The 20,252-nt window shown below is 68.3% G+C and carries 18 protein-coding genes; 9 read left to right on the top strand and 9 right to left on the bottom strand.

The genetic code is table 11. The features are described from left to right. Window positions 1-16 precede the first annotated feature (16 nt). The 5 genes from FOB47_RS09450 to FOB47_RS09430 all read left to right on the top strand — a co-directional run bounded on the left by FOB47_RS09450 (window position 17) and on the right by FOB47_RS09430 (window position 4,759). Window positions 17-1,153 carry a CaiB/BaiF CoA transferase family protein gene (locus FOB47_RS09450; RefSeq protein ID WP_053823360.1) on the top strand — a complete coding sequence of 379 codons (1,137 nt, stop codon included), beginning with the start codon at window positions 17-19 and terminating at the stop codon, window positions 1,151-1,153. A 123-nt stretch (window positions 1,154-1,276) separates the two neighbouring features. Continuing rightward, a complete protein-coding gene (locus FOB47_RS09445; RefSeq protein ID WP_053823361.1) occupies window positions 1,277-1,630 on the top strand; it encodes a DUF1428 domain-containing protein in 354 nt (117 codons plus the stop codon). 136 nt (window positions 1,631-1,766) lie between these two features. Next, window positions 1,767-2,366 (top strand): TetR family transcriptional regulator, encoded by a 600-nt coding sequence (locus FOB47_RS09440; protein ID WP_174780703.1) that lies wholly within the window; start codon window positions 1,767-1,769, stop codon window positions 2,364-2,366. A 226-nt stretch (window positions 2,367-2,592) separates the two neighbouring features. Then, complete coding sequence (locus FOB47_RS09435; protein WP_053823363.1) at window positions 2,593-3,561, top strand: Bug family tripartite tricarboxylate transporter substrate binding protein; 969 nt, start codon at window positions 2,593-2,595, stop codon at window positions 3,559-3,561. Window positions 3,562-3,568: 7 nt separating this feature from the next. Beyond that, window positions 3,569-4,759, top strand: a complete 1,191-nt coding sequence (locus FOB47_RS09430; protein ID WP_174780702.1) for a M24 family metallopeptidase — start codon at window positions 3,569-3,571, stop codon at window positions 4,757-4,759. Between the two features lie 53 nt (window positions 4,760-4,812). Here FOB47_RS09430 and FOB47_RS09425 read toward each other — a convergent pair whose 3' ends face one another. From FOB47_RS09425 to FOB47_RS09405, 5 genes are all read right to left on the bottom strand, one after another. Beyond that, on the bottom strand, window positions 4,813-5,328 hold the full coding sequence (locus FOB47_RS09425) for a hypothetical protein (protein ID WP_174780701.1): 516 nt from the start codon (window positions 5,326-5,328) through the stop codon (window positions 4,813-4,815). Window positions 5,329-5,541: 213 nt separating this feature from the next. Then, the gene (locus FOB47_RS09420) at window positions 5,542-7,272 is read right to left on the bottom strand and encodes a lactate permease LctP family transporter (protein ID WP_174780700.1); all 1,731 of its coding nucleotides are present in this window, start codon (window positions 7,270-7,272) and stop codon (window positions 5,542-5,544) included. Window positions 7,273-7,446: 174 nt separating this feature from the next. Continuing rightward, a complete protein-coding gene (locus FOB47_RS09415) occupies window positions 7,447-8,892 on the bottom strand; it encodes a LutB/LldF family L-lactate oxidation iron-sulfur protein (protein WP_053823366.1) in 1,446 nt (481 codons plus the stop codon). After that, window positions 8,889-9,647, bottom strand: coding sequence for a LutC/YkgG family protein (locus FOB47_RS09410; RefSeq protein ID WP_174780699.1), 759 nt, complete (start codon window positions 9,645-9,647; stop codon window positions 8,889-8,891). Before FOB47_RS09410 ends, FOB47_RS09415 begins: the two co-directional genes overlap by 4 nt. Further along, window positions 9,644-10,510 (bottom strand): (Fe-S)-binding protein, encoded by an 867-nt coding sequence (locus tag FOB47_RS09405; RefSeq protein WP_244959217.1) that lies wholly within the window; start codon window positions 10,508-10,510, stop codon window positions 9,644-9,646. Before FOB47_RS09405 ends, FOB47_RS09410 begins: the two co-directional genes overlap by 4 nt. 282 nt (window positions 10,511-10,792) lie before the next feature. Here FOB47_RS09405 and FOB47_RS09400 point away from each other — a divergent pair, with 282 nt between their 5' ends. The 3 genes from FOB47_RS09400 (at window position 10,793) to eutC (ending at window position 14,056) form a co-directional block, all read left to right on the top strand. Next, window positions 10,793-11,494: a FadR/GntR family transcriptional regulator gene (locus FOB47_RS09400; protein WP_053823369.1), complete on the top strand. Its 702-nt coding sequence runs from the start codon at window positions 10,793-10,795 to the stop codon at window positions 11,492-11,494. A 345-nt stretch (window positions 11,495-11,839) separates the two neighbouring features. Beyond that, a complete protein-coding gene (locus FOB47_RS09395) occupies window positions 11,840-13,222 on the top strand; it encodes an ethanolamine ammonia-lyase subunit EutB (RefSeq protein WP_174780698.1) in 1,383 nt (460 codons plus the stop codon). A gap of 48 nt (window positions 13,223-13,270) precedes the next feature. Further along, window positions 13,271-14,056, top strand: coding sequence for an ethanolamine ammonia-lyase subunit EutC (eutC, locus tag FOB47_RS09390; protein ID WP_174780697.1), 786 nt, complete (start codon window positions 13,271-13,273; stop codon window positions 14,054-14,056). Here eutC and garD read toward each other — a convergent pair. From garD to FOB47_RS09375, 3 genes are all read right to left on the bottom strand, one after another. Continuing rightward, entirely contained in the window at window positions 14,034-15,596 is a 1,563-nt protein-coding gene (gene garD, locus FOB47_RS09385; protein ID WP_217488922.1) for a galactarate dehydratase, read from the bottom strand. The genes eutC and garD overlap by 23 nt on opposite strands. Before the next feature lie 25 nt (window positions 15,597-15,621). Beyond that, window positions 15,622-16,581 carry a Bug family tripartite tricarboxylate transporter substrate binding protein gene (locus tag FOB47_RS09380; RefSeq protein WP_174780695.1) on the bottom strand — a complete coding sequence of 320 codons (960 nt, stop codon included), beginning with the start codon at window positions 16,579-16,581 and terminating at the stop codon, window positions 15,622-15,624. Window positions 16,582-16,666: 85 nt separating this feature from the next. Next, the gene (locus FOB47_RS09375) at window positions 16,667-17,803 is read right to left on the bottom strand and encodes an L-talarate/galactarate dehydratase (RefSeq protein WP_174780694.1); all 1,137 of its coding nucleotides are present in this window, start codon (window positions 17,801-17,803) and stop codon (window positions 16,667-16,669) included. Window positions 17,804-18,125: 322 nt separating this feature from the next. On the opposite strand from FOB47_RS09375, the gene FOB47_RS09370 reads away from it, so the two are divergent. Then, complete coding sequence (locus FOB47_RS09370) at window positions 18,126-19,136, top strand: LacI family DNA-binding transcriptional regulator (protein ID WP_174780693.1); 1,011 nt, start codon at window positions 18,126-18,128, stop codon at window positions 19,134-19,136. 80 nt (window positions 19,137-19,216) lie between these two features. On the opposite strand, the gene FOB47_RS09365 is transcribed toward FOB47_RS09370, so the two are convergent. Beyond that, a complete protein-coding gene (locus tag FOB47_RS09365) occupies window positions 19,217-20,140 on the bottom strand; it encodes a LysR family transcriptional regulator (RefSeq protein ID WP_174780969.1) in 924 nt (307 codons plus the stop codon). Between the last annotated feature and the right edge of the window lie 112 nt (window positions 20,141-20,252).

Below are 20,252 nucleotides of genomic sequence, written 5' to 3'. Positions count from 1 at the left end.
GAGCCGAGGAATTTCGATGACGCAAGCAAGCACCGGCGCGCTCGCCGGCATCCGGGTGGTCGACCTGTCGCGCATTCTGGGCGGCCCATACTGCGGGCAGATCCTCGGCGATCACGGCGCCGACGTGCTGAAGATCGAGCCGCCGCAGGGCGACGACACGAGGGCCTGGGGCCCGCCGTTCAAGGATGGCGTGGCGTCCTACTACTTCGGGCTGAACCGGAACAAGCGCGTGATGCGGCTCGACCTGGCTGCGGCGGCCGAGCGCGAGGTCTTGCTCGCGCTGCTGGCCGACGCCGACGTGCTGATCGAGAACTTCAAGACCGGCACCATGGAGAAATGGGGCCTGGGCTACGAAACGCTGGCGGAACGCTTCCCGCGCCTTGTGCATTGCCGCGTGTCGGGCTTCGGCGCCGACGGTCCGCTGGGCGGCCTGCCGGGCTACGACGCCGCGATCCAGGCGATGGCCGGCATCATGAGCATCAACGGCGAGGCGGACGGCGAAGCGCTGCGCGTCGGCTTGCCGGTGGTCGACATGGTGACCGGCCTGAATGCCGCGCTGGGCGTGCTGCTGGCGCTGCAGGAGCGCGAGCGCAGCGGCCGCGGCCAGTTCGTCGAGGCCGCGCTGTATGACTCGGGGCTGTCGCTGCTGCACCCGCACGCGGCCAACTGGTTCCTCAGCGGCAAGGCGCCGCAGCGGACCGGCAACGCCCATCCGAACATCTATCCGTACGACACGGTCGCCACCGCCACCGATCCGATCTTTCTCGCGGTCGGCAACGACCGGCAGTTCCGCATCCTGTGCGAGCAGCTTGGCGTGCCCGCGCTGGCCGACGACGCGCGCTATGCGACGGCCGGGGCACGCTCGGTCAATCGGTCGGCGCTGAAGGCCGAGCTGGAGGCGCAGTTGAGCACGCGCGACGGCAAGGCGCTGGCCGATGCGCTGGTGCAGGCCGGCGTGCCCTGCGCCCCTGTGCTGTCGGTGCCGGATGCGCTGCAGCATCCCCATACGGCGCACCGCCAGATGGTGGTCGAGATGGAGGGCGGCTATCGGGGGCTGGGGGCGCCGGTGAAGCTGTCGCGTACGCCGGCGACCTATCGTTTCGCGCCGCTGGCCGAAGGCGACCGCTTCCTGCCCCGCGAGGGAGAGGGCTAGCTGCTGTCCACTTTGGACATTGCCCGGTCTTGCACTATCGTAACGAGACGCATTCCGAGGGCGAGGCTGCGCCACCCGGCGCAGACCCCACCGCCGGTGCCAATCGATTCCAAGGAGACCACCATGTCCTATGTCGACGGTTTTGTCATTGCCGTGCCCACCGCCAACCGCGAGGCCTACCGCGAAATGGCCCAGAAGGCCGCGCAGGTGTTCAAGGAGTACGGCGCTCTCCGCGTGTTCGAATGCTGGGGCGACGATGTGCCCGAGGGCAAGGTCACGTCGTTCACGATGGCGGTGCAGCGCAAGGACGACGAGTCCGTCGTGTTCTCGTGGATCGAGTGGCCGTCGCGCGAGAAGCGCGACGAAGGCATGAAGGCTGCAATGGCCGATCCGCGGCTGGCGAACGACATGCAGAACATGCCGTTCGACGGTCAGCGGATGATCTATGGCGGGTTCGAGCCGATCGTCCAGGCCTGAGCGGACAGGCCGGATCGTTCCGCTGGCTTGCGCGCTGGCGCACAGTGTCGGAATGGGCCGATAGCGAGGCGGACCGCGGCTAGAATCGCGGTTCGCGACGCCCTTGCGTCGTTGTCCCGCATATCGACCGCCACCCATGCCGACCAAGAAGCCCGACGCCAGCGCACGCGCGAACAGCGAGCAAGCCCTTCAACTCCTCGACGCGGCCACCGCGCACGTGCTGACCCATGGCCTCGGCGATCTGTCGCTGCGCAGCGTGGCCGAGGCCCTGGGCACCAGCCACCGCATGCTGATCTACTACTTCGGCTCGGCGGACGGGTTCTGGCAGGCGCTGCTGCATCGCATCCGCCATGCCGAACAGCAGGCGCGACACCATGCACTGGCGGACGGCACGGATCCGAAGACTGCACTGGTCGCAGCGTGGCAGCGATACTCGGCCTCGAACTATCTGCCGATCATGCAGCTGGTGTTCGAAATCTACGGCCGCGCGATCCGCGACCGCGAACGCTTCAGCGGCTTTCTCGAGGACGTCATCGGCAGCTGGACCGGCATGCTGGCCGAACGCTTCGAACGCAGCCTCGGCATGAGCCGAAGCGAAGCGAAGCTGCTGGCCCGTGTCGAAGTGGCGACGATCCGTGGGCTGTTGCTCGATCTGGTCACTACCGGCGACCGCAAGGGCACCACCGCCGCGATCGAGTATTTCGCCGAAATGATGGCGCGGCCGCGCCAGCGGTGATCCGCCGACTACCCTTGCTTTCCCTGCATTCCAGCCGCTGAGTTCGCGCTGTCATCCGCGCGATTCTTGCGCGATTCTTTCCCGATTGTTCGCACGATCCTCCGCGTATACCCTCGCTACACCGATCGATGTACCACATGGTACATTCCGTCTCGATTTGGCCATCCGCTGAGGCGGCCGAAGGACATCCCAAGCGGGACGAATCGACGAAACGGTGAATGCAGGAATGAAACGGCGAACACTTTTGGGCTGGACTGCGGGCGCAGTGCTGGCCGCCACGCTGCCCGGTATCGCGCAGGCGGAAAACTATCCCTCGAGGCCGGTCCGGCTGGTGGTGCCCCAGGCCGGCGGCACGGGTAACGACGTGCTGGCCCGGGCGCTGGCCGAACGGCTGGGACAGGCGTGGAAGCAGGCGGTGGTGGTGGAAAACAAGCCCGGCGCCAACGGCGCGCTGGCGATCAACTACGTGCTGTCGCAACCCGCTGACGGCTACACGTTGTTCTTTGCCGGCGTGTCGAACCTGAGCTTCAACCCGCATCTGTATCCGAAGCTGCCGTACAACCCGTCGAAGGATCTGGTGGGCGTTGCCATGCTGGCGAACTCGCCGTTCGTCTTCGTCGCGGCGCCGTCGCTGAAGGTCAAGACCTTGCAGGAGTTCGTGCAGGTGGCGAAGGCGCGTCCCGGCGAGATCAGCTTCGCGTCGGGCGGCGTCGGCAATTCCACGCATCTGGCAATGGAACTGGTCGCCGAAAAGGTGGGAATCAAGCTGCAGCACGTCCCGTTCAATGGGCCGGGCGGCGCCACCAGCCTGATGAACGGCCAGACCCCGGTCATGATGAACGTGGTGGCCGGCGTGCACGCAAACATCGTCGGACACAAGCTGGTGCCGCTCGCCGTGACCGGTGACAAGCGGCTCGCCGCGTTGCCCAGTGTGCCGACCTTCAAGGAGCTGGGCTATGACGTCGCGGTGCCGGGCTGGTACGCCATCGTCGCCAAGATCGGCACGCCGGCGGCGCTGGTGCAAAAGATCAACGCCGACATCAATCAGGCACTGGACGACCCGCAATTGAAGGAGAAGCTGGCCTTCCAGTTCCTCGAACCGATCAAGGGACCCTCAACGGAGGTCGAGCGCTACATGAAGCGCGACTCCGAAGCCTGGGGTCCGATCATCCGCAAACTCGGCATTTCTCTCTGACACCGCCATGCCCCATCTGACAAAAGCCGTCCACGAATACCGACTCGCGTCGATGCGCAAGCTGATGGACCGGCTGCGCGTCGATGCGCTGGTCTTCGGCACGCCCGACTTCTTTCAATTCGCGACCAACTTCCAGTTGGACGTATGGCCCTGGGAACGGCCGGTGTTCGTCGTCGTTCCCCGCAACGGTGACACCTTTGCGGTGATGAACGAGCTGTCGACCAACCATATGCGCTTCGCCACCGAAAAGGGGAAGGTGTGGTTGTCGGATATCACCTATTACTCCGAGCATCCGCGCGTTTCCAATCGCCTGCCGTTGGTGCCGCAGCTGCCCGAGGTCGTGGCGGCGCTGCTGGCGCAGAAGGGCCTGGGCATGTCCCGCATCGCAGTGGACGTCGCCCACCCCATCCTGACGGCGGCGCAGCGCTATCTGCCCGAGCTGACGCTGCGGCCGGCCATGGGGGACATGCGAGGCCTGCGTTGGGTCAAGCATCCCGAGGAATTGCAGGTCATGCGCGAACTCGGGGCGCTGACCGACTGGGTGCAGGATCGCTACCGTGAGAACATCCGCGCGGGCCGGCTGGTCCAGGAACTCGATCACGCGATGGCGGCCCTGATGGTCGAGGAAGCCGCGCGCCGCTTCCCCGGCGAGGACTTCGACATCCTGAAGTGCTGGACGCTGTCCGGCCCCGCCTCCGCCTCCCCGCATGGCGACGGCGCGGCCTGCGGCGCGCGCATTTCGGCGGGCGACACCATCGTCAACCTGGTGCTGCCGCGTTTGAATGGGCTGTACGTCGAGAACGAACGGACGTGGTTCTGCGGCAAGCCGACGGACCAGCAGGCGCGCCTGTATTCCGTCGCGGCCGAAGCCACCGATGCCGCGGTCGAGGCGGCGGTGCTCGGCAAACGCGTCTGCGACATGGATGCCGCGGCATTGCAGGTGATCGAGCGGGCCGACTGCGCGCAATACGTCTTTCACCGGACCGGCCATGCCGTTGGCCTGATGCTGCATGAGTATCCGGAGGACATGGCGTTCAATACGCGGCCGCTGCTGGCAGGGGAGGTGTATTCCGCCGAGCCCGGCCTTTATGTCTACGGACTCGGCGGCTTCCGGCTGGACGACACGGTGATCGTGGGCGAGCGGCCGGAGGTCATCGTCAAGACGCCGAAGACGTTGGCTTACGCGACGGTGGCGTAGGCAACACCGCCTGAAGGCGGGTCATTCGCCGTGCGGCGAATGACCCGATGCACTTATTTTCGTAGCAAGCGGTCGAGCTTGGCGTCGATTTGTTGCATGTGGGTGTCCATTCGCTGAAGGTGCGTATCCATTTGCTGGAGGTGCGTTTCCATTTGTTGGATGTGCGCGTCCATGGCACCAACGCGAACCTCCAGCGCGCCAAGTCGGCCTTCCACTGCATCGAATCTGGCGTCGAAGCGATCCAGCCTCTTGTCGACTGCATCGAGCCGACCTGTCTGCCTTTTATCCATTTCAACGATCTCGGCCTGCAGTGGTCCGGTGCCTTTGTCCACCTTGTCTTGCGTGTTGGAGTTCTGGAAGCTCATCACCGAGATGACGATCGCGATCCCACTGCCGACGGACGTGAACAGGGCCCACGGGGGAATGACTGTCCCCATCTGCTTGCGGATCAGTTGAAGCGCGTCGTGTCGGGACAGCGCGTTGTCGCGGCGTCGATGGGTCTTCGGGCGGGGAGATTCGGCTGACATAGGATCGTGGCCGCTAACGTTCGGGTCCGGGGTGGTGATCATGGTCTTCGTCCATCGAGATAAGAAGGGCGGCATCGGTCGGCGAGGCGTGGGACAAGGATCAACGTCCTTGCCGCCACACCACTCGACTGATGCCGCACTATCCCACCTCAGGATTTGCCCGGCTTTCGCTTTTTTCCGACGTCCATCGAAGAGCGTGCACACGATCCCGACACATTCCCTTCGCTGGCGCGACGCCCCGCGCTCGCCTGGCGATCAACCCGGAATCATCCCCGTCAGCCAATACGCCTGCACCATCGTGATGATCCCGACGATCACCGCGAACAGCAGGCTGTGCTTGACCGTGAAGCGGAACAGCTCCGACTCGCGGCCGACCAGTCCGGTTGCCGCACAGGCCACCGCGATCGACTGCGGCGAGATCATCTTGCCGGTCACGCCGCCGGTGGTATTGGCGGCCACCAGCAGCGTGTCCGAGACGCCGATCTGATGCGCGGTCGTGCTCTGCAGCGAGCAGAACAGCGCGTTCGACGAGGTATCGGAGCCGGTCAGGAAGACGCCGAGCCAGCCGAGGAACGGCGAGAAGAAGGGGAAGGCCGCGCCGGTGCCGGCCAGCAGCAGCGCGAGCGTCGACGACATGCCCGAGTAGTTGGCGACGAAGGCGAAGGCCAGTACCAGCCCGATCGACAGGATGGGCCGGCGCAGCTCGAGCAGCGTCTCGCCGAAGGTCGCCAGCAGCGTGCGCGGCGACATGCGCAGCAGCACGGCCGAGATCAGCGCGGTCAATAGGATTGCGGTGCCGACCGCGGACAGCAGGTCGATCTTCAGCACGGCGTCATAGGCCTTGGGCTCGGCGACGATCGGCGCGGTCTTGATGACCAGCTTGTCGAGCCAGGGCACCGAAAACTTCAGCACCGTGTCCGCCAGCGCGCCGCCTGCGGCGAACAGCGCCTTGAACGGCTGCAGGCTCCAGACCGTGACGATCGCCGTCAGGATGCCGAACGGCGCCCAGGCGCGGATGGTTTGCGCGAGCGTGTACGGCGACGCCTTGCGCTGGCTGCGCGGATCCTTGGCGCCGATCGTCGGGAAACCGCCCATATCGCCGAAGCCGCCCAGCGCCGCGGCGCCGCCGTGGCCGGCACGCAGCGATGCACCGGCGGCGCGTGCGGCGCTGCGCGGTTGCCATACCTTCAGGAACGCCGACAGCGAAACGAGGCTGACCAGCGCCGAGGTGATGTCAGGCAGTTCCGGCCCGATATGGTTGGCGGTGAAGTACTGGGTCACGGCGAAGCTGCCGCCGGTGACCAGCGCGGCGGGCCAGGTCTCGCGTACGCCCTTGACGCCGTCCATCATGAACACCAGCCAGAACGGCACGGCCAGCGACAGCAGCGGCAATTGCCGGCCGGCCATCGCCCCGATATGAAACGGGTCGATGCCGGTCACCTGTCCGGCCACGATGATGGGAATGCCCATCGCGCCGAAGGCCACCGGTGCGGTATTGGCGATCAGGCACAGCCCCGCGGCATAGAGCGGATTGAAGCCCAGGCCCACCAGCAGCGCCGCGGTGATCGCCACTGGCGCGCCAAAACCGGCCGCGCCCTCGAGGAAGGCGCCGAATGCGAAACCGATCAGCAGCACCTGCAGGCGCTGGTCGTCGGTGATCGCCAGTACCGAGGCGCGAATCACGTCGAACTGGCCTGTCTTGACGACGATCTTGTACAGGAACACCGCGGTGACGATGATCCAGGCGATCGGCCACAGGCCGTACAGAAAGCCGTAGCCGGCCGAGGCGAGCGCCTGCGGCACCGGCATGCCGTAGCCGGCGATGGCCACGGCCAGCGCGAGCGCCAGCGTGATCGCGGCGGCCACATGGCCCTTCATGCGCAGCAGCGCCAGCGCGACGAAGAAGAACAGGATGGGAATGGCGGCGGCCAGCGAGGACAGCCACAGGCTGCCCAGCGGCATATAGACCTGTTGCCAGGTTTGCATATCGGTCTCCTCCGAGGGATGCGAGTCTAGAAAGGGAAATGGATTTGGCGAAGGGGCCGAGCACGTTCCGGTCACCACCGCGTCGTTCCCGCGAGCGCGCGAATCCAGCGTCTTCGGGAGCCGCTGGATCCCCGCCTGCGCGGGGACGACAGACGTTGGTGGGCAGGGTGTTTGCTATTCCGGTTGTCCGCGCTCGCGCAGCAGGTCGGCGAGGCTGCGGGCCGCCGGCCGCAAGGGCTCTCGATGGTCGGTCCACCCCATCTGCCGCGATGGCGTGAACGCGCGCAGCCGCGTCGCGGCCCAGCGGAACAGCCGGTACAGGCGCGGATGCGCGAACGCGCCGCGCCAGAAACGCCAGATCAGCTGTTCGCCGCGGCTGTAGCGCGCGCCCTGGCCGCGCAGGGGATGCTGTACCGCCTCGTCGGGATTGCGGTTGGCCTCGGTGCGCAGCCGGATCAGCAGCTGCGGAATCGGGATCCGGACCGGGCAGACCTCGCCGCAGGCGCCGCACAGGCTCGACGCAGTGGGCAGATCGGCGGTGGCGTCGAGTCCCAGCAGATGCGGCGAGATGATCTTGCCGATCGGACCCGGATAGGTGGTGCCATAGGCGTGTCCGCCGATACGGGTATAGACCGGGCAGTGGTTCATGCACGCGCCGCAGCGGATGCACTGCAGCGTCGCGCGCAGTTGCGCGTCGGCATAGGCCTGCGTCCGGCCGTTGTCGAGCAGCACCACGTGCATCTCGCGCGGACCGTCGAGCTCGCCCACCCGGCGTGGACCGGTGATCAGGTTGAAATAGGTGGTGATCGCCTGGCCCGTGGCCGAGCGCGTCAGCAGCGTGGCGAGGGGCACGATATGGTCCAGGCTCGCGACCACCTTCTCGATGCCCATGATCGCGATATGCACCGGCGGCACGGTGGTCGACAGCCGGCCGTTGCCCTCGTTCTCGACCAGCCACAGCGTGCCGGTGTCGGCGGCGGCGAAGTTGACGCCGGACAGGCCGATATCGGCCTCGACGAAGGCGTGCCGCAGCGCGCGGCGGCCGGTCTGGATCAGCGTGTCGACGTCCTCGGTGTAAGGCGTGTCGGGGATATGCTGCTCGAACAGCGCGGCGATATCGCCACGAGTCTTGTGGATCGCCGGCATCACGATATGCGAGGGCCCCTCGCCGGCCAGCTGGACGATGTACTCGCCCATGTCCGATTCGAGGCTGCGGATGCCGCGCTCGGCCAGGTAATGGTTCAGCGCGATCTCCTCGCTGGCCATCGACTTGCCCTTGATCACGCTGCGCGCGCCGTGACGCTCGGCAATGCCCGCGATGATCGCGTTGGCCTCGTCTGGCGTCTGCGCCCAATGGACCTGCACGCCGGCCTCGGTCAGTTTCGCCTCCAGTTGCTCCAGCAGCTGCGGCAGATGCGCCAGCGCATGCTGGCGCACCGCCTCGCCGAGGTCGCGCAAGGCCTGCAGCTCGTCGCCGTCCGGAAACTGGATCGCGCGCTTGTTCTGCAGGAAGTCCATCGCGCCGCGGAAGCTGCTGCGCAGCTTGGGATCGTCCAGCGCCGCGCGCGCCCGCGCCTTGAAGTCGGCGGAGGGCACGAAATGCATCGGGGCCGCGCTCATAGCGGTTCTCCCGATGTCGGTGCCGACGCTTGTATTGCCGGCGATGCGGTGCTGCCGCCGCGCTCGACGATCAGCACCCACAGCCGGCGCGGACCATGCGCGCCATAGGCCAGCGTCTGCTGGATGTCCGAGGTCTTCGACGGGCCGGAGACCAGCACCAGATTGGTCGGCATGCCTTCCTGCCAACGCGCGGCGCGCATCGCCGAGTGCAGGTCGGCATGCAGCGTGTCGGTGTAGACCAGCGCCACGTGCAGCGGCGGGACCAGCGAGACCGTGCGCGGCGCGCGCGCGTCCGGCACCAGCACCAGCGTGCCGGTGGCGGCGATGCCCGAGCGCGCCACCGTGAAGCCGGCGTCGATCGTGTCGAACAGCTCGCGTTTCCAGTCTTCGATGGGACGCCGGTAAGCGATGGCTTCCACGGTGGAAGGCAGGGTGCGCGACAGCACAGCGCCTTCGGAGCCCTCCGTATCGAACAGCAGGCGGCGCACGCCGTCGGCGGCGAGGCGCTCTGCCAGCAGCGCGGGCCAGCCGGCCTCGTCGGTTCGCCAGACTTCGGCGTGCGCCGCCTGCAGGGCGGCCTGCATCGCGTCCGCAAGCGTGGCACCGTCCGCGGGCGCGTACATCGCGCGCCGGCCGTCGAAATGCGCGTCGATGCGCCGGCTCAGCGTTGGCGCCCCGTCGAGGCCGTCGGCGGCGTTCGGCGCGGCGGCGCGCAGCCGTTCGAGAATGCGGGTGCGGGCGTCGTCGGCGATCATCGCTGTGTCTCCGTGCCGATCGTCGCAGCGTCTTGGCGGCTGCTGCGATCGCCTCGGTTGTCGCTGCCGTTGTCCCGGCCGCCAAGACGGCGCCACAGGAACGTGGCCATATGCTCGACCTTGAGCCCCAGCGCCTGCCGGCGCGCGGCATGGCCGATATTGAGCAGGCAGCCGCAATCGGCCGATACCAGCGTGTCGCAGCCAGTGGCACAGGCGGAAGCGACCTTGTCCTGCACCATCGCCCCCGAAATGTCCGGATGCTTCAGCGAGAAGGTGCCGCCGAAACCGCAGCACTCGGATTCGCGCTCGTGTTCCAGCCGTGTGACACCGGGCAGTGCGTCGATCAGTTCGACGCCGTGCACGCGCGTGCCCATCTCGCGGCGGGCCGCGCAGGAGGTATGCAGCACCACGGTCTCCGGCCTGACAGATCCCGACGTCGACGTCACCGCCTGCGCGGCATCCGGATAGCGGACCTTCAGCACGCGCAGCAGGAACTCGCTCAGCTCGAACACGCGCTCGGCCAGCGCGCGCGCCTTCGGCCCGGCCACGGCATCGTCCTCGAACAGCCTGGGCCAGTGATGGCGCATCATGCCGGCGCAGGAACCCGAGGGCACGACGATCGGCCACGGTTGCGCGAACAGATCGAGCTGGGCGCGCGCGACGGCGCGGGCCTGCTCGGGGTTGCCGCTGCTGTAGGCCGGCTGCCCGCAGCAGCTCTGGCCGCGCGGGAAATGCACGGTCAACCCTTCGCGCTCCAGCAGGCGGACCGCATCCAGGCCGGCTTGCGGCACGAACAGGTCGACCAGGCAGGTCGCGAACAGGTACACCTCGGCGGGGGCCTCGGGGTATTGCCTCGGAATCATGTCTCGCTCCGGAGATGGCCCGCCTGCGATGGCGGGCTCGATGCGTGGTGTCGGGGACGTCGTCATGCGTCTGATGGCGGGCGCGATGGGGCGCAATGGGTGCGACCGGGGCCGATCGGGCGCCGCAAGGCGCGTCCGCTTCGGCGGCATAATTCCCGCTGCGGCGACCAGGTTCAAATTGGTTGGACCAGTTGGCGAACCGGTTGGCGAACCAGACGGCGAGCGAGGTGGCGAGCCGGCGGCGGGCCAGCACGTGACGGGGCGATGCAAAGGGAGAAGACGATGGCGGCAGGCATGCGCGAGCGCGGTCGGGTGGAAGAGGTGATGCGCAAGGTCGAGACCGCGCTGCTGGACGGCACCTGGCCGGCCGGCACGCGGCTGCCGGCCGAGCGCGTATTGGCCGAGACCTACGGTGTCGCACGCAACACGGTGCGCGAGGCGACCCAGCGGCTCGCCGCGCGCGGCCTGCTGCAGAGCCGGCGCGGCGCCGGCGTGTTCGTCACCGAGCAGCTGCGCAGCGGCATTGCGTCACCGTGGCGCCAGCTGGTTGCCGATCATCCGGCCTTGCGCGAGGACATCCTGGAGTTTCGCCGCGTGCTGGAAGGCGCCACCGCCTATTTCGCCGCGCTGCGCGCCGACACGCAAGACCTGCGGCGGATCCGCGCGCTGTTGGACCAGTTGGAGCGCGCTCGCGAGCACGACGACAAGCGAGCGGAGGCCGACGCCGATGCCCAGCTGCACGAGGCGATCGCGCTGGCCTCGCACAACACGATGTTCCTGCACCTGCATACCAGTGTGATCGGCATGCTGCGCGAGCACATCACGACCAACGGTACCGGCCTGCGCGAGCAGGATGCCGAGGCCTCCGACCAGCTGCTGTTGCAGCATCGCACGCTGTGCGCGGCGATCCTGGCGCGGCGTCCGGAAGAGGCGCGCACGGCGATGCAGGCGCATATCGACTACGTGCGCAGTCGGGCGGAGTAGCCGGCCGTCGTCGAGCGACGCGCCTTCTTCGGAGCTCCGGAGTCCGGGTTTCTTCCCGGCAGGCGCACGCAGAAACGGGTACGCTCCCGGCGCCGGCGTGGCACGACTGTCCGCTCGCCGACGCCGCAGCCGCCGTTCCCGCAACGGAAATCGGACCGGTTTTGGCGGCCGGTGAGTCCGCGAGATTGGCACGCAGAAACGGGTACGCTTCGCCGCCCAGGCCCTTCGCCAGAGGGTCGCCATCGGGCTTCCATGACGTTTGCGCGCTATATTGCGGACCAGGGGCCCCGCCGTCGCGCCAAGCCGCGTCATGCCAGGGCCGCCGCTCCTTGCCGGGGGAAACAGATGGCGTTCACTGAAACGATCGGCGCGCGACGCTACGCGTTCGCGGACCTGAAGACCCTGCTGGCCAAGGCCAGCCCGGCGCGCTCGGGCGACCAGCTGGCCGGCCTCGCGGCCGACAGCGAAGAAGAGCGGATGGCGGCGCGCATGGCGCTGGCCGACCTGCCGCTGTCGCGCTTCCTGAACGAGGCGCTGATCCCGTACGAAAGCGACGAGGTCACGCGCCTGATCGTCGACCGCCACGACGCCGGCGCCTTCGCGGAGATCGCCGCGCTGACGGTCGGCGAATTCCGCAACTGGCTGCTGCTGCACGAGACCGACGGCACGGTGCTGGCCCGCGTGGCGCCGGGCATCACGCCCGAGATGGCGGCCGCGGTCAGCAAGCTGATGCGCAACCAGGACCTGATCGCGGTGGCGCGCAAGTGCCGCGTGGTGACGCGCTTTCGCGACACGATCGGACTGCCGGGCCGGCTGTCGGTGCGCTTGCAGCCAAACCATCCGACCGACGACCCCAAGGGAATCGCCGCCTCGATCATCGACGGGCTGTTCTACGGCTGCGGCGACGCCACCATCGGCATCAATCCGGCAGGCGACAACCTGGCGTCGATCGTCGCCCTGCTGCGGCTGATCGACGAGCTGCGCGAGCGGCACGGCGTGCCGACGCAGTCGTGCGTGCTGACCCATGTCACCAACACGCTGCGCGCCATCGAGCAGGGCGCGCCGGTGGACCTGGTGTTCCAGTCGATCGCCGGCAGCGAGCAGGCCAACGCCGCCTTCGGCATCGATCTGGCGCTGCTGGCCGAGGCCCGCGCCGCCGCGCTGTCGCTGGGCCGCGGCACGGTCGGCGACAACCTGATGTACTTCGAGACCGGGCAGGGCAGCGCGCTGTCGGCCAATGCCCACCACGGCGTCGACCAGCAGACGATGGAGGCGCGGGCCTACGCGGTGGCGCGCGCGTTCTCGCCGCTGCTGGTCAATACCGTGGTCGGCTTCATCGGGCCGGAGTACCTGTACGACGGCAAGCAAATCGTGCGCGCCGGGCTGGAGGACCATTTCTGCGGCAAGCTGCTCGGCGTGCCGATGGGCTGCGATATCTGCTACACCAACCACGCCGAGGCCGATCAGGACGATATGGACACGCTGCTGACGCTGTTCGGCGTGGCCGGCGTCAACTTCATCATGGGCGTGCCTGGCGCGGACGACATCATGCTGAACTACCAGAGCACGGCCTTCCACGATGCGTTGTACCTGCGCGAGACGCTGGGCCTGGCGCCGGCGCCGGAGTTCGAGGCGTGGCTCCAGCGCACCGGCATCCTCGGCGGCGACGGCAGGCTGGTCGAGCCGGCCGAGCGCCAGCCGCTGCTGCAACTGGCGCATGACCTGTAAGCGATTCAGGCCCATTCAAGCTCGTTCGAGCTCATTCAGGAGCGACCGATGCCTTCTACCCTGGCCCCGCCCCATCCCTGGCAACGGCTGCGCCAGTTCACCTCGGCGCGCATCGCGCTCGGCCGCGCCGGGCATAGCCAGCCGACCGACGCGGTGCTCGCGTTCGGCCTGGCTCATGCGCAGGCGCGCGACGCGGTGCACCAGCCGCTGTCGTGCGAGGCCGTCAAGGCGGCGCTGGACGAGGCGGGGTTTGCCAGCCTGCGGGTCCATAGCGCGGCGGCGCATCGCGCGCAGTATCTGCGCCGCCCGGATCTTGGCCGCCGGCTGGACGATGACAGCCGCGAGCGGCTGCGCCAGGCGGCGGGCGAGCCATGCGACGTGGCCTTCGTGATCGCCGACGGGCTGTCGGCGCAGGCGGCGCAGCGCCATGCGGTACCGGTGCTGCGCGCGGTGCGCGAGCGGCTGCCCGACTGGCGGATCGGCCCGGTCGCAATCGCCGAGCAGTCGCGCGTGGCCCTCGGCGACGAGATCGGCGAACTGCTGCGCGCGCGCCAGGTGGTGATGCTGATCGGCGAGCGCCCCGGGCTCAGCTCGCCGGACAGCCTCGGCATCTATCTGACCTACGACCCGCACCCCGGCCGCACCGACGCGCAGCGCAACTGCATCTCCAACGTGCGTCCCGAAGGGCTGTCGTACCGGCAGGCGGCCGACCGCCTGGCGTGGCTGCTGCGCGGCGCGGTCGCGCTCGGCTGCAGCGGCGTGCGGCTCAAGGAGGACAGCGGCGAGCTGGGCGCCGACGAGGCCACCGCGCTCAGGTCACCGGCGCCGGATTGAACAGCACCAGCGCGTTCTGCAGCTTCCACTGCTCGGCATACGACTTGCGGCCGCTGGCGATGTCCAGCATCGCGTGGAACAGCTGCCAGCCGACCTCTTCGATGGTGGCCTCGCCGGTGGCGATGCGGCCGGCGTCGATGTCCATCAGGTCGTGCCAGCGGCGCGCCAGGTCGCTGCGCGTGGCGACCTTGATCACCGGGACTTCGGCCAGTCCGTACGGCGTGCCGCGTCCGGTGGTGAACACATGCAGGTTGATGCCGGCGGCCAGCTGCAGCGTGCCGCAGATGAAGTCGCTGGCCGGCGTCGCCGCATAGAGCAGGCCCTTCTGCCTGGCCTTTTCGCCGGGCGCCACTACGCCATGGATCGGTCCGGTGCCCGACTTGACGATCGAGCCCATCGCCTTTTCGACGATGTTCGACAGGCCGCCCTTCTTGTTGCCGGGCGTGGTATTGGCGCTGCGGTCGACGCGGCCCTTGCTGAGGTAACGGTCGTACCACGCCATCTGCTCGATCATCGCCTGCGCGACCTCGGGCGTGGCGGCGCGCGCGGTCAGCTGGTCGATGCCGTCGCGCACCTCGGTGACCTCGGAGAACATCACGGTGGCGCCAGCGCGCACCAGCAAATCGGTGGCGAAGCCGACCGCGGGATTGGCCGTGACCCCGGAGAACGCATCGCTGCCGCCGCACTGCACGCCGACCACCAGGTCGGAGGCCGGGCACGTCTCGCGCCGGCGTGCGTTCAGCCGTTGCAGATGGCGCTCGGCCGTCTCCAGGATCGAATCGATCATCGAGCCGAAGCCGACATGGCGCTCATCCTGCAGGCACACCACGTCCGGCGCGCCGCCTTCGACCTGCAGCGGAATCGCGCCGGCCTCGATCAGCCGCGTCGGCTGCAGCTTCTCGCAGCCGAGGCTGACGATCATCACCTCGCCGCCGAAGTTCGGATTGAGCGCCAGGTTGCGGATCGTGCGGATCGGGATCACCGCGTCGGGCGCGTCGATGGCCACGCCGCAGCCATAGCTGTGTTCCAGCGCCACCACGTCGTCGACGTTCGGATAGCGCGGCAGCAGCTCGGCCTTGATCCGGCGCACCGCGAAGTCGACCACGCCGGCCACGCACTGCACCGTGGTCGTGATCGCGAGGATGTTGCGCGTGCCGACCGAGCCGTCGGCATTGCGATAGCCCTGGAACGTGTAGCCGTCCAGCGGCGGCAGCGCGGGCGGCACGCGCGTGGCGATCGGCAGCGCGTCCAGCGCCGGTGCCGACGGCATCCTGAGCACGCGCTCGTTGACCCAGCTGCCGCGCGGCAGCGGCTTGACCGTGTAGCCGATGACGACGTTGTAGCGCAGCACCGGCGCGCCCTCGTCGAGATCGACCAGCGCGACCTTGTGGCCCTGCGGCACCGCCTCGACCAGTTGCAGTCCGCAGCGGAAGGTGGCGCCGGCCGGCAGGCCGCCATCGTTGGCGACGATCGCGACGTTGTCGGCCTCGTGCATGCGGATATAGAGCGGTTGGCCGGGGCTTCGGCTCGCCGTTTGCATCATGAGTGGGTCTCCTGTGCCGCCGTCAGTCGGCGGCGATTTTTCCGGTTTCGATGACGTGCTTCCAGCGGGCCGACTCGGCGGCCTGGAAGCGGGTGAATTGTTCGGGCGTGTTGCCGACGATCTCGAAGCCGACCTCGAGCAGCTTGTTCTTGACGGCAGGGTCGTTCAGCGCGGCGACGATGCCCTTGTGCAGCCGCTCGCGGATATCGGCGGGCAATCCCCTGGGCGCCGCCACGGCCTGCCACGAATAGACGACCAGGTTCTTGATGCCCGCTTCTTCCATGGTCGGCACCGACGGCAGCACCGGCGAGCGCTGCGTGCTGGTGATTGCCAGTGCGCGGATCTTGCCGGCCCTGACCTGCGGCATCGCGGTATTGATGTTCATGAAGGTCGCATCGACCTGGCCGCCGATCAGGTCGTTCATCGCGGGCGCGCCGCCCTTGTACGGGACATGCGTGCCAATGGTGCCGGTCTGCTGCCAGAACAGCTCGGCGGTCAGATGGTCGCTGGTGCCGTTGCCGGCCGAGGCGAAGGTCAGCTTGCCGGGATTGGTCTTGAGGTACGCGACGACTTCCTGCAGCGTCTGGAAGCGCGAATTGGCCGGCACCGCCAGGATGTTCGGCGCCTGCACCGCCACCGAGATGTAGTCGAAATCGCGGGCCGGATCGTACGGCGTGCTCTTGATCAGATGCGGGGCGATGACCAGCGGTCCGAGCGACGACACGAGCAGCGTGTAGCCGTCCGGCGCCGCGCGCTTGACGAAGCTGGCGCCGATCGCGCCCGCCGCGCCGGGCTTGTTCTCGACCAGGAAGCTGACGCCGGTCTGCTCCTGCAGCTTGGCGCCGACGATGCGGGCAATCACGTCGGTGGAGCCGCCGGCGGGGAAGGGCACCACCATCGTGACCGGCTTGTCGGGCCAGGCGGCGTGGGCCGACAGCGTGGCGGCGAGGCCGAAGGCCAGCGTGGCGATCAGGCGTTTCATCGGTGTCTCCTTGAGGATGGGTCTCTCGCTTGGCGTGGATCGGCCGGTCTTTGGCGCCGGCCTGTTCTTCATTGGCGGGCGGCCCTTACGGACGCTCGCCGAATTCGGCCTGCGCGCGCGTCCATGCACGCGCCTGCTCGCTGATCGAGACGCCCAGGCCGGGCCGCGTCGGCACGACGATGCGGCCATCGCGGATCTCGAGCCGCTCGTTGAACAGCGGCTCGAGCCAGTCGAAATGCTCGACCCAGGGCTCGCGCGGATACGCCGCCGCCAGATGGACATGCAGCTCCATCGCGAAATGCGGAGCCAGCATCAGCCCGGCGTGCTCGGCCAGCGCGGCGACTTTCAGGAAGGGCGTGATGCCGCCCACGCGCGGGGCGTCGGGCATCAGGTAGTCGGCGGCGCGGTGGCGGATCAGGTCCCAGTGTTCGGCGGCGCTGGTCAGCATCTCGCCGGTGGCGATCGGGGTATCGAACCGCGCGGCGAGCGCGGCATGGCCCTCGTGGTCGTAGGCGTCCAGCGGTTCCTCGATCCAGACCAGATTGAAGGGCTCCAGCGTCCGGCACATGCGCTGCGCGGTCGGACGGTCCCACTGCTGATTGGCGTCGACCATCAGCGGCACCGCGTCGCCCAGGTGCTTGCGCACGGCGCCGACCCGCTGGAGGTCGCGCGCGCCGTCTGGCTGGCCGACCTTGAGCTTGATGCCGCCGATGCCGCGCTCGACGGAGGCCGCGGCGTTGATCAACAGCTGATCGAGCGGCGTATGCAGGAAGCCGCCCGAGGTGTTGTAGCAGCGCACCGCATCGCGCTGCGCGCCGAGCAGCTTGGCCAGCGACAGGCCTGCGCGGCGCGCCTTCAGGTCCCACAGCGCCACGTCGAAGGCGCCGATCGCCTGCGTTGCCATGCCGCTGCGCCCGACCGAGGCGCCAGCCCAGCACAGCCTGTCCCACAGCCGCGCGATATCGCTGGGGTCTTCGCCCAGCAGCGTCGGCGCGAGTTCGCAGGCGTGGGCGTACTGGCCGGGACCGCCGGCGCGCTTCGAATAGCTGAAGCCCAGGCCTTCGCGCCCATCCGCCGTGGCGATCTCGGCGAACAGGATCGCAACCTCGGTCATCGGCTTCTGGCGGCCGGTCAGCACCTTGGCGTCGCTGATCGGGGTGGCCAGCGGCAGATAGCAACTGGACAGGCGGATCCAGGCGATGCGGTCGGCGGCGAGGGGCATTGCGCGGTCTCCGTTGGAATGGCTTCGATGCGGCTGGGGCGGCCCCGCGCATGCGCGGTTGTGTTCGTATGACAACGTTGTCATTTCGGCGCCAAAGCAAGCCCGTTACAATGTCGCAAGCCATGCGTCGAGCATTTTTCGGCACGGCGCGGCACGAACGGGCGCGTTTCGGCGAAATGCTAACGTTGTCATATCGTCGCTGTCAACGCGATTCGGCACAGGGGCGCCGCTGGGTTTCCCTGAGCCGGTCCTGTGCCCGCGGTGCCGAATTGCCCGCCGTGATCCCTTGTCCGTGAGCAGAACCCGAGCAGAACCTCAAAACGTGGCCACCACCAAAGCGCAGAACAAGTCCGTCACCCTGCATGACGTTGCCCGCGAGGCCGGCGTGTCGCTGATCACCGCCTCCCGCGCACTCAGCAATCCCGGCATGGTGTCGCCCAAGACGATCGAACGCGTGCAGCAGGCGGCCGACGCGGTCGGCTATATCCCGAACCTGATCGCGGGCGGACTGAAGTCGCGGCGCAGCCTGATGGTGGCGGCCGTCGTGCCCGATATCGCCGTGACGCAATTCCTGCCGACCATCAAGGCATTGACCGAAACGCTGGAGGCCGCCGGCTACCACCTGATCCTCGGACAGAGCAGCTACGACGACTCGCGCGAAGAAGCGCTGCTCAACGCGATGATCGGCCGGCGCCCGGACGGTATCGTCGTCACCGGGCTGATCCAGTCCGAGGCGGCGCGCGAGCGGCTGCGGCAGTCCGGCATTCCGGTCGTCGAGACCTGGGAGCTCAGCGACCGGCCGGTGGACATGGCGGTCGGTTTTTCGCACGTCAAGGTCGGCAGCGCGGTGGCCGGCTATTTCCTCGCCAAGGGCTGGCAGCGCGTGGGCATCGCCACCGGCGACGATCGCCGCGCGCGGATCCGCTCGGAGGCATTCGTGTCGACGTTCGGCCGGCCGGTGCCGACCGCGGTCGTGCCGGCACCGAGCAATCTGCCGTTGGGGCGGCGCGCGCTGGCCGAGCTGCTGGACAAGGAACCGCGCCTGCAGGCGATCTGCTGCAGTTCGGACCAGCTGGCGCAGGGCGTGCTGGTCGAAGCGCAGGCGCGGGGTTTGCGCGTGCCCGAGGATCTGGCGGTCTGCGGCTTTGGCGATGCCGAGGCGTCCGCGCACATGGCGCCGTCGCTGACCACGGTCCAGGTCGACGCCGCGCACATCGGCGCGACCGCGGCGCGGCTGATCCTGGACAAGTGCAAGGGGCTGCCGGTGGAGCCGCGCGTCGTCGACGTGGGGTTTCGCGTGATCGAGCGCGCGTCGACGGGCGGGCCGGATTAGAGGAGGTGGGGCGCCAGTGAGGTTGGCGCCCCCGTCGGCTCCTGCCGGCGACCGGGTCATTGCATCGTTGCGCTGCTGCGTTACTGCGGCATCGCGGCCAGCCGGGGCCAGATCGCCTGCAGTTCGCCCTTCAGGAACGTCAGCAGGCAGCGCGTCGCCATGGTCTGGTAGCGGTTCGGCAGCGTCAGCATATAGAGCCGGCTGCCGAACACGCTGATGCGGTAGTCGCGCAACACCGGCGTCAGCAGGCCCGCGGCCAGCTCGCGGCCGATCGCATACAGCGGAAAGATGCCGATGCCGACATCGCCCAGCACGGCCTCCTTCAGGAAGGCGAAATTCTCGGAACTGAGCGTCGGTTCCAGCGCGACCTGCTCGCGCTGGTCCTCGCCGGCGCGCGTGCCGAAGGCCTTCAGCTTCTGCCCGACCGGCGAGGCGCAGACGATCGCGTGGCGCTGCAGATCGGCAAGCGTCCGTGGCGCCGGCTGCGCGGCCAGATAGGCCGGCGAGGCGCAGACCACCCAGTCGACCTCGCCGATTTCGGTGGCCACCACCGAATCGGGCGGCGTCGAGATGATCCGCAGCGCGACCTCGACGTCCTCCGAGACCAGGTTGTGGATGCGGTTGTCGAACACCACATCGAGCGTGATGTCCGGGTAGCGGTGCTTGAACTGCACCAGCAGCGGCGACAGCAGCGCATGCCCCAGGCCCGTCGGCACCGACAGCCGCACATGGCCCTGCAGCGTCTTGCCCATATTGGTGATCAGCGCATCGGCCGCCGCCACCTCGGCCAGGATGTTGCGGCCGTGCTCGTAGAGGCCGGCGCCCACCGGGGTCGGCTCGACATGGCGCGTGGTCCGGCGCAGCAGTTGCACACCGAGTTCTTCCTCGAGCGCCTTGAGCCGGTAGCTGACGTTGGCGCGCGTCATCTTCAGCTTGCGCGCGGCGGCGGACAGGTTGCCGGCGTCGACGATATCGACGAACAGGCGCAGGGCGTTCAGATCCATCATGGCGGCACAGGGGGGAAGGGCCGGGAAGGCGCGCCGGATCGCAGCACCGGGCGGGGATTGTCAAATATGGCTGTCCATTCTGTCCAAGCTGGCGTGGATTGTCAAAATC

It is taken from the genome of Cupriavidus gilardii (assembly GCF_013347325.1).
In the GTDB taxonomy this organism is placed as follows: Bacteria; Pseudomonadota; Gammaproteobacteria; order Burkholderiales; family Burkholderiaceae; genus Cupriavidus; species Cupriavidus gilardii.
The sequence above is the reverse complement of the archived record's forward strand: the minus strand, read 5'-3'. Positions and strand labels throughout refer to the sequence as shown.

What these genes read in the sequence shown, in the direction of transcription:
- FOB47_RS09450 (WP_053823360.1), top strand. Translation starts at nt 17, where the DNA reads ATGACGCAAGCAAGCACCGGCGCGCTCGCCGGCATCCGGGTGGTCGAC.
- FOB47_RS09445 (WP_053823361.1), top strand. Translation starts at nt 1,277, where the DNA reads ATGTCCTATGTCGACGGTTTTGTCATTGCCGTGCCCACCGCCAACCGC.
- FOB47_RS09440 (WP_174780703.1), top strand. Translation starts at nt 1,767, where the DNA reads ATGCCGACCAAGAAGCCCGACGCCAGCGCACGCGCGAACAGCGAGCAA.
- FOB47_RS09435 (WP_053823363.1), top strand. Translation starts at nt 2,593, where the DNA reads ATGAAACGGCGAACACTTTTGGGCTGGACTGCGGGCGCAGTGCTGGCC.
- FOB47_RS09430 (WP_174780702.1), top strand. Translation starts at nt 3,569, where the DNA reads ATGCCCCATCTGACAAAAGCCGTCCACGAATACCGACTCGCGTCGATG.
- FOB47_RS09425 (WP_174780701.1), bottom strand. Translation starts at nt 5,328, where the DNA reads ATGATCACCACCCCGGACCCGAACGTTAGCGGCCACGATCCTATGTCA.
- FOB47_RS09420 (WP_174780700.1), bottom strand. Translation starts at nt 7,272, where the DNA reads ATGCAAACCTGGCAACAGGTCTATATGCCGCTGGGCAGCCTGTGGCTG.
- FOB47_RS09415 (WP_053823366.1), bottom strand. Translation starts at nt 8,892, where the DNA reads ATGAGCGCGGCCCCGATGCATTTCGTGCCCTCCGCCGACTTCAAGGCG.
- FOB47_RS09410 (WP_174780699.1), bottom strand. Translation starts at nt 9,647, where the DNA reads ATGATCGCCGACGACGCCCGCACCCGCATTCTCGAACGGCTGCGCGCC.
- FOB47_RS09405 (WP_244959217.1), bottom strand. Translation starts at nt 10,510, where the DNA reads ATGATTCCGAGGCAATACCCCGAGGCCCCCGCCGAGGTGTACCTGTTC.
- FOB47_RS09400 (WP_053823369.1), top strand. Translation starts at nt 10,793, where the DNA reads ATGGCGGCAGGCATGCGCGAGCGCGGTCGGGTGGAAGAGGTGATGCGC.
- FOB47_RS09395 (WP_174780698.1), top strand. Translation starts at nt 11,840, where the DNA reads ATGGCGTTCACTGAAACGATCGGCGCGCGACGCTACGCGTTCGCGGAC.
- eutC (WP_174780697.1), top strand. Translation starts at nt 13,271, where the DNA reads ATGCCTTCTACCCTGGCCCCGCCCCATCCCTGGCAACGGCTGCGCCAG.
- garD (WP_217488922.1), bottom strand. Translation starts at nt 15,596, where the DNA reads ATGCAAACGGCGAGCCGAAGCCCCGGCCAACCGCTCTATATCCGCATG.
- FOB47_RS09380 (WP_174780695.1), bottom strand. Translation starts at nt 16,581, where the DNA reads ATGAAACGCCTGATCGCCACGCTGGCCTTCGGCCTCGCCGCCACGCTG.
- FOB47_RS09375 (WP_174780694.1), bottom strand. Translation starts at nt 17,803, where the DNA reads ATGCCCCTCGCCGCCGACCGCATCGCCTGGATCCGCCTGTCCAGTTGC.
- FOB47_RS09365 (WP_174780969.1), bottom strand. Translation starts at nt 20,140, where the DNA reads ATGGATCTGAACGCCCTGCGCCTGTTCGTCGATATCGTCGACGCCGGC.